Below are 13,239 nucleotides of genomic sequence, written 5' to 3' on the forward strand. Positions count from 1 at the left end.
CGCGAAACTGTTAGTGCCCTCACGAATTTGGGGTCTGGCGTTAGTTTCTCTGTGGACTAAATGCCCCTTGACGCCGAGGTACGACATACCGTAGTAGCGGTCCGCTGTGCGGGCCGGAAAGGACACCGCCATGCCCCGACTCCGCGAGATCCCGCGCGCCGAAGTGACCGACGAGCAGATCCTGTTCTTCTACGACCGGCTGTTCGGCGCGGGCGTAGATCCCCTGGACCCCCTAGACGCCGATGCACCTGCGACGGCTCCGGGCAGCCACCGCACCATCCACGGGACACCGGGGGACTGGTGGACGGTGTTCGCGCAGGCGCCGCAGGTGTTCTCCCATGCCGTGCGCGGTTTCGCCCTGTATCGCAACGCCTCGCTGGACCCGTTGTTGCGCGAACTCGGTCAGGCTCGGGCCGGTTATGCGCGCGGCAGCCAGTTCGTGTTCTCCCAGCACTGCAAGCAGATGCGTTCGCTGGGCATGTCCGAGGAGAAGATCGCCGCGTTGCCGTCCTGGCAGGTCAGTGACGCCTTCTCCGGGCTCGAGCGCGCGGTCCTGGCCTACACGGATGCCCTGGTCTACGACGGCGGGCGGGTGTCCGACGAGATCTTCGCGGTGCTGCAGGCGAACCTGTCCGACCGCGAGATCATGGAGTTGACCTACATCACCTGCATGTATGACATGCACGCCACCATCTGTCGTGCGCTGAAGCTGGAGTTCGACGACCGCCCGGAGCTGATCGTGGAGGTCCAGGCACCCGAGGGGGCCGCGGTGGCCGACCTGTCGGCCGACCTGGCGGGCGGCTAGGACCGGACCAGTTGTCACACCCCGGGGGAAGCATCACCCTTGTGCTTGACGCGGTGCTTCCCCTGCAGTGCGGGGGCTGCGGTGCGCCCGGGACCCGATGGTGCGCCGCCTGCGCTGCGCAGCTGGCCGTCGGGCCGGACGAACCGCGGGTGATCGCCCCGCGGCTGGATCCGCAGGTGCCGGTGTTCGCACTGGGCCGCTACGCCGGGGCCCGCCGGCAGGCGATTGTCGCGGTCAAGGAACGCGGACGCAGCGACCTCATCGTTCCGCTGGCGGCGGCGATGGAGGCCGCGCTGCGGCGGCTGCTGTGCTGGCAGATGGTGGGCCTGCCGCTGACGATCATCCCGGCGCCCACCCGGCGCAGCGCTGCGCGGCGGCGCGGGGGCGATCCGATCGCGCGGATCGCCGCGGCGGCGGCGGGCGGCCATCACGGGATGGCGGTGGTGCCGGCGCTGCGGATGCGGGCACTGACCCGCGACTCGGTCGGCCTGGGCAGCGGCGCCCGAGAGCGCAACATCGCCGGCCGAGTACTGCTGCGCCGGCGTGGGCTGGCGGACTTCTCCGGAGCGGGTGATGTCCTGATCGTCGACGACGTCGTGACCACCGGCGCCACCCTGGCCGAGTCGGTGCGGGTGCTGCGTCACGCCCGGGTGAGGGTTTGCGCCGCGCTTGTGATCGCTTCGGTATGAGACGGGTGTCAAATGGGTGCGCCAAACCGGTGGCAGTTATCCGGCGGCATGGCTACGGTCGTCATCAAGGGCCGGGGGACCTTGAGAGAACGTGGTCGAGACGACAGGAGAGTGTCGAGCATGGCAAATCAATTTGTGGAAACCAGCGCGGCGTCAGTCGACGTGGACGAGCGACCCGATCAGTCGGGCGCGGAGATCGTGGTCAAGGGCCGTAACGTCGAGATTCCAGACCATTTCCGGGTTTACGTCGCGCAGAAGCTGGCCCGCGTAGAGCGGTTGGACCGCTCGATTCGCCTGTTCGACGTCGAACTCAAGCACGCCAATAATCGACGCCAGCGAAAATCCTGCCAGCAGATCGACATCACCGCGCACGGCCGCGGCCCGGTGGTCCGAGGGGAGGCCCGCGCCGACAGTTTCTATGCCGCGTTCGAGGCCGCGATCGACCGACTGGAGAGCCGGTTGCGCCGCGACAAGGGCCGCCGCAACGTCTCCTACGGCGACAAGACTCCACAGTCGGTGGCCGAGGCCACCGGTGTCACCAACTTGGACCCGGAGTTCCTCGCCGGCGCATTCAACCGGGACGGCACCGCCGAACCCGACCACCGCGAAGCGGTCGGGCACAGCGACGGCCACGAGCATGAGCCTGGCCAGGTGGTGCGCACCAAGGAACACACCGCGACGCCCATGTCGGTCGACGACGCGCTCTACGAGATGGAGCTCGTCGGCCACGATTTCTTCCTGTTCCAGGACAAGGAGACCGACCAGGCATCGGTGGTCTACCGTCGGCACGCCTACGACTACGGCTTGATCCGTCTGGTCTGAGGTCGCAGCCTTCTGGGAGCTGCGTTGGCGGCGCGTTACCGCCCTTGGCAACGGTGTCACCTACCATGGGTGACGCTCGTAATGCCGAAGACTGAGTAGGGGACATAGCCGTGCTGTCCAAGTTGCTGCGTTTTGGTGAAGGCCGCATGGTCAAACGGCTCCGAAAGGTAGCGGACTACATCGACACCCTCTCCGGGGACGTCGAGGCGCTCACCGACGCGGAGTTGCGCGCCAAGACCGATGAGTTCCGCCAGCGGCACGCCGACGGCGAGTCCCTCGACGACCTGCTGCCCGAGGCATTCGCGGTGGCCCGCGAGGCGGCGTGGCGGGTGCTGACCCAGCGGCCGTTCCACGTGCAGCTGATGGGTGGCGCGGCGCTGCACTACGGCAACGTCGCGGAGATGAAGACCGGTGAGGGCAAGACCCTGACCTGTGTGCTCCCGGCCTACCTCAACGCGATCTCCGGCAAAGGCGTCCACGTCGTCACCGTCAACGACTACCTGGCCAAGCGCGACAGTGAGTGGATGGGCCGTGTGCACCGGTTCCTCGGCCTGGAGGTCGGGGTGATCTTGTCGCAGATGACCCCGGACGAGCGGCGCGTCGCCTACAACGCCGACGTCACCTACGGCACCAATAACGAGTTCGGCTTCGACTACCTGCGCGACAACATGGCGCATTCGCTCGAACAGCTGGTGCAGCGCCCGCACAATTTCGCCATCGTCGACGAGGTCGACTCCATCCTGATCGACGAGGCCCGCACCCCGCTGATCATCTCCGGGCCGGCCGACGGCAGCTCCAACTGGTACTCCGAGTTCGCCCGGATCGTGCCGTTGATGGAGAAGGACGTCCACTACGAAGTGGACCTGCGCAAGCGCACCATCGGTGTGCACGAGCTCGGGGTGGAGTTCGTCGAGGACCAGCTCGGAATCGAGAACCTCTACGAGGCCGCCAACTCGCCGCTGGTCAGCTACCTCAACAACGCCCTCAAGGCCAAGGAGCTGTTCAACCGCGACAAGGACTACATCGTCCGCAACGGCGAGGTCTTCATCGTCGACGAGTTCACCGGCCGCGTGCTGGTGGGCCGGCGCTACAACGAGGGTATGCACCAGGCCATCGAGGCCAAGGAGCGGGTGGAGATCAAGGCCGAGAACCAGACCCTGGCCACCATCACCCTGCAGAACTACTTCCGCCTCTACGACAAGCTCGCCGGCATGACCGGTACCGCCGAGACCGAGGCTGCCGAGCTGCACGAGATCTACAAGCTGGGTGTGGTGCCGATCCCGACCAACAAGCCGATGGCGCGCCTGGACCAGATCGACCTTATCTACAAGACCGAGGAGGCCAAGTTCCTCGCGGTCGTCGACGATGTCGCCGAGCGCTACGAGATCGGCCAGCCGGTGCTGATCGGCACCACCAGCGTGGAGCGCTCGGAGTACCTGTCCAAGCAGCTGACCAAGCGTCGCGTCCCCCACAACGTCCTCAACGCCAAGCAGCATGAGCGCGAGGCGCACATCATCGCCGAGGCGGGCCGGCGTGGCGCGGTCACGGTGGCCACCAACATGGCCGGCCGCGGCACCGACATCGTGCTCGGCGGCAACGTCGACTTCCTGGCCGACCAGCGGCTGCGGAACCAGGGTCTGGACCCGGTGGAGACCCCGGATGAGTACGAGGCCGCCTGGGACGAAGCGCTCAACGCGATCAAGGCGGAGGCGGCCGCCGAGGCCGAGGAAGTGATCGAGGCCGGCGGCCTGTACGTGCTGGGCACCGAGCGCCACGAGTCGCGCCGTATCGACAATCAGCTGCGCGGCCGCTCCGGCCGCCAAGGGGACCCGGGCGAATCGCGGTTCTACCTGTCGCTGGGTGACGAGTTGATGCGACGGTTCAACGGTGCGGCGCTGGAGTCGCTGCTGACCCGGTTGAACCTGCCCGACGACGTGCCGATCGAGGCCAAGATGGTCACCCGGGCGATCAAGAGCGCCCAGACCCAGGTCGAGCAGCAGAACTTCGAGATCCGCAAGAACGTCCTCAAGTACGACGAGGTGATGAACCAGCAGCGCAAGGTGATCTACGCCGAGCGCCGCCGCATCCTCGACGGGGAGAACCTGGCCGAGCAGGCCCACGACATGCTCGTCGACGTGATCACCGCCTACGTCGACGGTGCCACCGCCGAGGGCTACGCGGAGGACTGGGACCTCGAGCAGCTGTGGACGGCGCTGAAGACCCTGTACCCGGTGGGGATCGACTATCACGAACTGCTGCACGCCGACGACATCGGCGAGGCCGATGATCTGACTCGCGAAGAACTGCTCGCGGCGCTGCTTGCCGACGCCGAGAACTCCTACGCGGCGCGTGAGGCACAGGTCGACGAGACTGCTGGGGCCGGCGCCATGCGAGAGCTGGAACGCGGTGTGCTGCTGAGCGTTCTCGACCGCAAGTGGCGCGAGCACCTCTACGAGATGGACTACCTCAAGGAGGGCATCGGCCTGCGGGCGATGGCGCAGCGTGACCCACTGGTCGAATACCAGCGAGAAGGCTTCGACATGTTCCGCGGCATGCTGGACGGGCTCAAGGAGGAGTCGGTCGGCTTCCTGTTCAACGTCGCCGTCGAGGCCGTTCCGAAGCAGACGGTGGCGCCGGTGGACGCCCCCGAGGGGCTGGCAGAGTTCGGGTTGCGCGCCAAGGGAATCGACGGCGCCAACGGTGCTGACGGCGCCGACGGTACGGCGGGGCTGACCTATTCGGGTCCCGACGAGGACGGCTCCGCGCAGGTGCGCGGGGGCCGCGACCTGCAACCGGCCGGAGCAAACAACCCCCAGTCTCGCCGGGAGCGCCGCGAGGCGGCCCGCCGCGAAGGCCGGGGGCCCCGGTTGCCGAAGGTGCCCCGCAAGAGCTGAGGTTTGCGCGCTCAGCCGATGGCGCCGATCCGTCCCCCGCTAGCCGATGTGCAGCGCGACGATCTGCCAGGCTGGGCCGTTTCCGGTCCGTGGAATGGACTCGACGCGGCAGGCCAGCGCATGTGTGCGCCGCCCGCGCCGGTAGGTGCCGAAAACCTCCACCGCGCTGGCCGGTTCGCCCGAGCCCGCCGGTTGCACCCGCACCCGCTGCAGGATGGCCGGCTCAACCCGGCCCGCCTGCGTGGCCAGGCGGGCCGACACCACTGAGTCGGCCAATCCGGCGGCAAGCAGCGGATGCAGATGCCTCGACGGCCGGCGCCCGTCCACCACTTCCAGGACCCGGCGCAGCGCCGCGTCGGCGAACACCGCTGCCGACTGCAGCGCGGCCGGTAAGACGTTGCGCGTGGGTCGATCGGGCCGTGTTCGCGGGGGATGCCAGTGGCGGGGTCGGGCCGACGGCGAGGATGCGGGAGGGTGCGCGGGCCGACACGGCATGGTCGGGCGGGCAGGCGGTTCGTAGTCGAGCATCGGCGCGACGGCCGAGCGCGGCAGTGGGGTCGGATCGGTGGGCACGGCAGCTCTCCAGGGTCGGTCCGGGGTGGCGGGCCTGCTGGAGAGTGGCAGGGCGTGTGCGGCGATCATCGCACAATCGCGGCTGCCGCGTATCCGCGTGCGCCGGCGCCCAGCGGCGGGCTACCGTGAGCGGCAGTGTTTTTCTCCGATCCGGGACTGGTGCGGTGCCCGGCCGGATCGAGCCAGAAAGGAGGACGGGCCACGATGGTGAACCGGCTATCGGCGTCGGAAGCCTCTTTCTATCGGCTGGAGAACACGACGACGCCGATGTACGTGCAGTCGCTGTTCATTCTGCGTAACCCGCGGGGCGGCTTGAGCTACGACAAACTGCTGGAGACCGTCGAGCAACGGCTGCCACAGATCCCGCGCTATCGGCAGAAGATTCGCGAAGTCACCATGAGCCTGGCCCGCCCGGTGTGGGTGGACGACCACGAGTTCGACATCACCTACCACGTAAGGCATCTCGCGGTGCCGTCTCCTGGCAGTGATCGACAGCTGCACGAGCTGATCGCCCGATTGGGGCAACAACCGCTGGATCGCGCCCGTCCGCTGTGGGCGACCTATCTGATCGAGGGGTTGGCCGACAACCGGATCGCCATCTACATCAAGTCGCACCAGGCGCTGGTCCACGGCATGGCGGCCCCGGCGATGGGGCACGTCCTGGTCGACCGGACCCAGCGCCCACCGCCGTTCGATGAGGATATCTGGGTGCCGCGCGACGAGCCCGGCGCCGTCGAGCTGGTGCTCGGTGCGGTCGGGGACTGGGTGGCGGCTCCGCGCACCCAACTGCAGGCGGTCGGGTCGACGGTCGGCAGCCCGCTGACCTGGGCGGGCCGCAAGGCGTTCGATGCGGCTCGCGCCATCGCACGCGGCGCGGCCCCGCGCAGCCCGCTCAACACCCAGGTCTCGCAGAACCGCTTGTTCACGGTGGCTCGCGGTTCGCTGGAGGATTATCGAACGGTACGAGCCCGTTACGGCTGCGCCATCAACGACGTGGTGCTCGCCGTGGTCACCGGGGCGTTGCGGAACTGGCTGCTGGCCCGCGGCGAGCCGGTCGGGTCGACGCGCACGGTACGGGCGCTGGCACCGTTGTCGGTGTACCCGGACCACGAATTCGACTCTGCGGGCCAACCTATCGGTGCGGTCACGCCGTTCCTGGTCGACCTTCCTGTCGGAGAACCGAATCCGGTAGTACGGCTCTCCCAGATTGCCTACGCCACCGAATCGCATCCCACCTCGACCGGGCTGGTGGACGCCCGCACCATCTTGACCGTGGCGGGCTTCGCCCCGCCGACCCTGCACGCGATGGGCGTTCGGGTCGCGACCGCGTTCGCCGGGTTCTCCGGGCGGGTGTTCAACCTGCTGATCACCAATGCGCCGGGCGCGCAGCGACAGCTCTACGTCTGCGGCGCGAAGCTGCTCGAGACCTACAGTGTGCCCCCGTTGTTGCCGAACAAGGCGTTGACGATCGGGGTGACGTCCTACAACGGCACGCTCTATTTCGGGGTGAATGCCGACCGCAAGGCGATGAGTGACGTAGGAATGGTCTCGGCACTACTGGATGAGGCGCTGGCCGAACTGCTGGAGGCAGCACAGTGAGCGAGGACGAATTCGAAGCCGCTAAGCGGCGGCTCGCCGATGACGTGTACGAAAAGGAATTGCTGCGTCTGCAAAGCGAATTCGTCAAACTCCAGGAATGGGTCCGCGATACCGGCACCCGGGTGGTGGTGCTCTTCGAGGGCCGTGATGCCGCAGGCAAGGGCGGCGTTATCAAGCGCATCACCGAATACCTGAGCCCGCGTACCGTGCGGATCGCGGCACTTCCGGCCCCCACCGAGCGCGAACGGGGGGAGTGGTACTTCCAGCGCTACGTCGCGCACTTGCCGGCGCGCGGTGAGATCACGCTCTTCGACCGATCCTGGTACAACCGGGCCGGGGTGGAGAAGGTGATGGGATTTTGTACGCCCGAGGAGCACGCGCAGTTCCTGAAGCAGGCCCCGGTCTTCGAGCAGTTATTGATCGACGACGGAATCCTGTTGCGCAAGTACTGGTTCTCGGTCTCGCAGGCAGAGCAGCTGCGCCGGTTCCGTAAGCGGCGCAACGACCCGCTGCGGCAGTGGAAGTTGTCGCCGATGGATCTTGAGGCGCTGCACCGCTGGGAGGACTACTCCCGGGCCCGCGACGAGATGATGGCCCGCACCGATACGGCGTCCAGCCCCTGGTATGTGGTCGAGTCTGAGGTGAAGACCCACGCGCGGTTGAACATGATGTCGCACCTGTTGGAGTCCATTCCGTATCGCGAGGTGGAGCGCCAACGGGTGGATTTGCCGAAGAAGCCCATCGTCACCGGCTTTTACGAGCGGCCCGACCGCAGCCTCTATCGCTATGTGGACGACTACGCCGCCACGCTGCTGGGCGACGCGTGACCCGCAGCGCCCGGCTTCGCCGCGCTCGCGATCGCGGCTAAGGTCTGATGGCCGTGACCCGCAGCGCCCGGCTTCGCCGCGCTCGCGATCGCGGCTAAGGTCTGGTCACATGCGGGTATACATCCCGGCGACGCTGGCCATGCTGGCCCAACTGGTTGCCGACGGTTCATTGCGTCCGGTCAGCGGGACCGCGTTCGCGGTGACCCCGGCGCTGCGGGAGGCCTACGCCCACGGCGACGACGACGAACTGGCCGAGGTCGCGCTGGGGGAGGCCGCGCTGGCCTCGCTGCGGTTGCTCGGTGGTGCGGACGCCGATTCGGCCGGCGAGAAGCTGCCCACGCGCCGGGCGGTGCTGGTCGCCGAGGTCGAGGGGGCTGCCGCCCGCCCCGATCTGGATACCGCCGTGGTGCGGCTGGCCGGGCCGGTCGCAATCACCGACGTGGTCGCGGCGTATGTGGACAACGCTGCCGCCGAGCCGGCTGTGCTCGCGGCAATGGCGGTGATCGACGACGCCGACCTCGGCGACGAGGACGCCGAGCTGACCGTCGGCGACGCTCAGGACCACGACCTGGCCTGGTATGCCACCCAGGAGCTGCCGTTCCTGCTCGACCTGCTCTGACCTCGCGCGGCTGGCGCCTCGCGCAAGTTACGGTACCGTAGGTTTAGTGAGCAAGAAGCATTCGGCGATCGTCGCCCACATCGGTGACACCAAGCGGCCGACCGCCGTGGGGGCCGACCGTCACCCGGTCTGGAATGCGGTGCGCCGCATCGCAACACAGATCACCACCCCGCTGTTGCCCGACGACTATCTGCGATTGGCCAACCCGTTGTGGTCGGCCCGGGAACTGCGTGGACGGGTGGTGGAGGTCCGGCGCGAGACCGGGGATTCGGCAACACTGGTCATCAGGCCCGGCTGGGGGTTCCAATTCGACTACCGGGCCGGCCAGTACATCGGCATCGGGCTGCTGGTCGACGGTCGATGGCGTTGGCGTTCTTACTCGCTGACCTCGCCGCCGGTGACCGGTTCTCGCACCATTTCCATCACCGTCAAGGCGATGTCGGAAGGTTTCCTGTCCAGCCACCTGGTGGACGGCGTCGCTCCGGGGACCGTGGTCCGGCTGGCCGCCCCGCAGGGGGAGTTCGTATTGCCCGACCCGGCGCCGGCCACGGTGCTGTTCGTCACCGCCGGCTCCGGGATCACGCCGGTCATGGCGATGTTGCGCTCGCTGGCTCGGCGCGGCGCCATCGCCGACGTCGTCCACCTGCATTCGGCGCCCACGGCAGCCGACACGCTGTTCGCCGATGAGTTGGCCGCTTTGGCACGCGACCATCCCGGCTACCGGCTGCTGCTGCGCACCACTCGCGACCAGGGCCGGCTGGAGCTGCGGGGACCCGAAACCCTGGACGCCGAGGTGCCCGACTGGCGTGAGCGCCAGACCTGGGCGTGCGGGCCGGCGGCGATGCTCGGCGACGCCGAACGCGTCTGGGCCGCTGCGGGGATCGCCGACCACTTGCATGTCGAGCGGTTCGCGGTGGCGCGTACCGCGACGGCCGAGGGCGGGGGCATGGTGACCTTCGCGGCCAGCGGCAAGAGCGTTGCGGCGGATGCGGCAACGACGCTGCTCGAGGCCGGCGAGAGCGCCGGGGTTCTGATGCCGTTCGGGTGTCGGATGGGCATCTGCCAGTCATGCGTGGTGACGCTGGTGGCGGGACAGGCGCGTGATCTGCGCAGCGGTGCCGACCACGAGCCGGGGACCCGTGTGCAGACCTGTGTCAGCACGGCCGCCGGCGATTGCGAGCTCGACGTCTAATGATTACCCGCTGGTAACCTACGGAGTCGTAGGTTACGATAGCGTAGGTGCAGACGGTAATGCGTTTCCGAAAGGCGGTCTGATGGCGGTAACCGACGTCGAGGTGTTTGCGCACCTCAGCGACGCCGACGTGGCGAACCTCGCCGCGGAACTGGACGCCATCCGCAGAGACGTCGAGGCGAGTCGAGGCGAACGCGACGCCCGCTACATCCACCGCACCATCGCCGCCCAGCGGGCGCTCGAGGTGACCGGCCGGGTGCTGCTGGCGGCCGGTAACCGGCGCTGGGCGCGCTGGGCCGGTACCGCCACCCTGGGCGTGGCCAAAATCGTCGAGAACATGGAGATCGGCCACAACGTCATGCACGGGCAGTGGGACTGGATGAACGATCCAGAGATCCACTCCTCCGGCTGGGAGTGGGACATGGCCGGTGTCTCCAAGCACTGGCGCTTCACCCACAACTTCGCCCACCACAAGTACACCAACATCCTCGGGATGGACGACGATGTGGGTTACGGCGTAATCCGGGTGACTCGAGACACTCGCTGGCAGCGCTTCAACCTGCTCAACCTGTTCTACAACGCCATGTTGGCGATCGGGTTCGAGTGGGGAGTCGCATTGCAGCACTTGGAGATCGGCAAGATCTTCAAAGGCCGCGACAGTCGCCAGGCCACCCTGGTCCGGCTGCGGGAGTTCGGCGACAAAGCTGGCCGGCAGGTGTTCAAGGACTACGTTGCGTTTCCGGCCCTGACCTCGCTGTCGCCCGGCGCGACGTTCGCCTCGACGGTAAAGGCCAACGCGATCGCCAATGTGATCCGCAACGTGTGGGCCAATGCGATCATCTTCTGCGGTCACTTCCCCGACGGCGCAGAGAAATTCACCAAGACCGACATGGTCGGCGAGTCGAAGGGGCAGTGGTATCTGCGGCAGCTGCTGGGCAGCGCCAACATCGATGCCCGGCAGCCGATGCGGTTCATGAGCGGAAGCCTGTCGCACCAGATCGAACACCATCTGTTCCCCGATCTGCCGAGCAACCGCTACCCGGAGATCGCGGTGCGGGTGCGCGCGGTGTGCGAGAAGTACGACCTGCCCTACACCTCCGGGCCGTTCCTGGTGCAGTACGCCAAGACGTGGCGCACCATCGCCAAACTGTCACTGCCGGACCGCTTCCTGCGCGACACCGCCGACGATGCGCCCGAGACCCGCAGCGAGAGGATGTTCGCCGAGCTGGGGCCGGAGTTCTCTCAGAATGACCCGGTGACCGGCCGTCGTCGTGGGCTTAAGACCGCCATCTCGGCGGTTCGCGGATGGCGTCGTGACAAGCGGATGGACCAGGCCGCCTGATTCACCCGCGCGTTGCCGGGTCGCGGTAGACAGCGGCTAGCCCTTTCCAGGGCTTGGCTCAGTTCAGCATCGCGTATGCCGCGCCAGAGCGGATCATGGCGCGGCATACGCGAGGGAAACAGACCGATCGGATCAGGGCTGCCTGGTTAGCCGCCAGACGGCGGCCGGCCGACCATCATCGGCCGGAACCCGTAGCGGGGGGTGCCAAAGGCGCCGAACCCGCCGCGGCCGCCACCGCCGGCACCCGCCATCGGCATCCCACCTAGGGCGCTGTGGCCAGCTTGGCCGGCGGCGGCTCCGGTGGAGCTGGCGTAGCTGGCCAATTGGACCGGGGCGGAGTGGACGGCGGCCGCCGGCAGGGCGGCGGCCCAGGTCGGCGGGACCGAAAGCGGGCCGACCAGCGAGGCGTGGCCGATGGTTCCGGCGGCTCCGACGACTCCGGCACCGAGACTCTTGGCCGCGCCTTCAGCTGCCTTGGCGGCGCCTTCGGCGACCTTCTCGACAGCTTTGGTTGCCGGGACCAGGGAATGCGACAGACCGTCCATGTCCTTGAACGCGGTGGTGAAAAGTCGCATGGGCGACACCATCCGGATGAACATGTCGAACGGGCTGGACGCACTCAGCGTCGGCGATCCGGTCAGGCCACGCATCAGATCGCCGAGCATGCCGTTGAACGTGATGGTCGATCCGTCCCAGGTGATTGGATTGAGCAGATCTTCGATCAAGTTCGATGCGGCCGGGCCCGCGAGGCTGCCGAGCTGACCCGGCAGCGTCGTGGTCAGGGCGGTCAGGGTGTCGGCGTCGGTCGCAGTCGCCGTCCCGACGGCAAGTGCAACGGCGGCCTCCTGGGCTGCCACCCCAGCCGGGTTGACGGTGGGGGCCGGCGCCGTGAACGGCGTCAACCGCGATGCGGCCGCCGATTGCCCGGCATAGCCGTACATGGTCGTGGCGTCCTGCACCCACATCTCGCCGTAGGCGGCTTCGGTAGCCGCGATCGCCGGCGTGTTCTGTCCCAGGACATTCGTCGCCAGCAACGACATCAGCGTCTCGCGGTTGGCCTCGACCACCGCCGGCGGAACCGTCGCGGCGAAAGCCGCATCGTGAGCGGCGGCTGCCGCACCCGCCTGGGCAGCGACCTGCTCAGCCTGCGCCGCGGCCCGGTTGAGCCACTCCAGGTGCGGTTCGAACGCCTTTGCCATTGCCGCCGCCGCCGGCCCGTGCCAGTCCGCGGTCAGGTCGGCCAGCACGGTCGCATAGCTGGCGGTCGTGGTGTAGATATCGGCGCCGAGGGTTTCCCAGGCGCGGGTGGCGGCCCACAGTGGCCCCGAACCGGCGCCGGAGTACATCAGGGCAGAGTTGATCTCAGGCGGCAATGTGCCGAAGTCCATGGCGTCGACCTAGCTCTAGGAGACCGCGGCCGCGTTTGCGGCCTCAGTGGCGTCGTAAGAACGCGCGCTGATGTTCAACACCATCTCCAGCATCTGCCGCATGGCGGCGGCTTGGGCGCTGACCTGCTGGTAGAGCTCGGCGTGCGCGGCGAAATTAGTGGCGGTCAGCAGCGACACCGGGTCGGCGCCCGCCGGGGTGATCTGGGTGGTGGGGGCGGCCGCCGCCGCGTTTCCGGCTTCCATGTCCGAGCTGATGGCCTGCAGCTCTCGGGCGCTCGCGGCCAATACCTCCGGCTGTGTAACAACGGTCGACATGTCTATCTCCTCTTCGCCTGCAATCACGTACAGGGACTTGGCAGGAACCTTCCAGGACATTGCCAGGTTAAGCAGCGAACCGTGGATCGGAGAAGCGGCGAAACTCTTTGTTCACCCGTACGGGGCTAATGTTCATCGGCCGGCCCGAAGGCGTTGATTCGATGACGCTTGGCG

At 67.7% G+C, this 13,239-nt stretch carries 12 protein-coding genes; 9 read left to right on the forward strand and 3 right to left on the reverse strand.

The annotated features are described in order from the left end of the window. The first annotated feature begins 130 nt into the window (after positions 1-130). The 4 genes from ACJH71_RS11525 to secA all read left to right on the forward strand — a co-directional run bounded on the left by ACJH71_RS11525 (position 131) and on the right by secA (position 5,210). Positions 131-805, forward strand: a complete 675-nt coding sequence (locus tag ACJH71_RS11525) for a carboxymuconolactone decarboxylase family protein (protein WP_406758140.1) — start codon at positions 131-133, stop codon at positions 803-805. Between the two features lie 41 nt (positions 806-846). Further along, entirely contained in the window at positions 847-1,494 is a 648-nt protein-coding gene (locus ACJH71_RS11530) for a ComF family protein (RefSeq protein ID WP_406758141.1), read from the forward strand. Between the two features lie 120 nt (positions 1,495-1,614). Further along, complete coding sequence (gene hpf, locus ACJH71_RS11535; RefSeq protein WP_406758142.1) at positions 1,615-2,316, forward strand: ribosome hibernation-promoting factor, HPF/YfiA family; 702 nt, start codon at positions 1,615-1,617, stop codon at positions 2,314-2,316. A 110-nt stretch (positions 2,317-2,426) separates the two neighbouring features. Next, the gene (gene secA, locus ACJH71_RS11540; protein WP_406758143.1) at positions 2,427-5,210 is read left to right on the forward strand and encodes a preprotein translocase subunit SecA; all 2,784 of its coding nucleotides are present in this window, start codon (positions 2,427-2,429) and stop codon (positions 5,208-5,210) included. Between the two features lie 39 nt (positions 5,211-5,249). Here secA and ACJH71_RS11545 read toward each other — a convergent pair whose 3' ends face one another. Then, positions 5,250-5,783: an Rv3235 family protein gene (locus tag ACJH71_RS11545; RefSeq protein ID WP_406758144.1), complete on the reverse strand. Its 534-nt coding sequence runs from the start codon at positions 5,781-5,783 to the stop codon at positions 5,250-5,252. Positions 5,784-5,987: 204 nt separating this feature from the next. Here ACJH71_RS11545 and ACJH71_RS11550 point away from each other — a divergent pair, with 204 nt between their 5' ends. The 5 genes from ACJH71_RS11550 (at position 5,988) to ACJH71_RS11570 (ending at position 11,362) form a co-directional block, all read left to right on the forward strand. Then, a complete protein-coding gene (locus ACJH71_RS11550; RefSeq protein ID WP_406758145.1) occupies positions 5,988-7,382 on the forward strand; it encodes a WS/DGAT/MGAT family O-acyltransferase in 1,395 nt (464 codons plus the stop codon). Further along, a complete protein-coding gene (ppk2, locus tag ACJH71_RS11555; RefSeq protein WP_406758146.1) occupies positions 7,379-8,209 on the forward strand; it encodes a polyphosphate kinase 2 in 831 nt (276 codons plus the stop codon). Before ACJH71_RS11550 ends, ppk2 begins: the two co-directional genes overlap by 4 nt. A 109-nt stretch (positions 8,210-8,318) precedes the next feature. Next, complete coding sequence (locus ACJH71_RS11560; RefSeq protein ID WP_406758147.1) at positions 8,319-8,828, forward strand: DUF6912 family protein; 510 nt, start codon at positions 8,319-8,321, stop codon at positions 8,826-8,828. A gap of 46 nt (positions 8,829-8,874) precedes the next feature. Further along, complete coding sequence (locus ACJH71_RS11565; protein WP_406758148.1) at positions 8,875-10,020, forward strand: ferredoxin reductase; 1,146 nt, start codon at positions 8,875-8,877, stop codon at positions 10,018-10,020. 82 nt (positions 10,021-10,102) lie between these two features. Beyond that, complete coding sequence (locus ACJH71_RS11570) at positions 10,103-11,362, forward strand: fatty acid desaturase family protein (protein ID WP_406758149.1); 1,260 nt, start codon at positions 10,103-10,105, stop codon at positions 11,360-11,362. Between the two features lie 146 nt (positions 11,363-11,508). On the opposite strand, the gene ACJH71_RS11575 is transcribed toward ACJH71_RS11570, so the two are convergent. Further along, a complete protein-coding gene (locus ACJH71_RS11575) occupies positions 11,509-12,750 on the reverse strand; it encodes a PPE family protein (RefSeq protein WP_406758150.1) in 1,242 nt (413 codons plus the stop codon). 15 nt (positions 12,751-12,765) lie between these two features. Next, on the reverse strand, positions 12,766-13,065 hold the full coding sequence (locus ACJH71_RS11580) for a PE family protein (protein WP_406758151.1): 300 nt from the start codon (positions 13,063-13,065) through the stop codon (positions 12,766-12,768). Positions 13,066-13,239: the final 174 nt, after the last annotated feature.

The sequence above is a fragment of the Mycobacterium sp. SMC-15 genome (assembly GCF_045310925.1).
Classification (GTDB): Bacteria; Actinomycetota; Actinomycetes; order Mycobacteriales; family Mycobacteriaceae; genus Mycobacterium.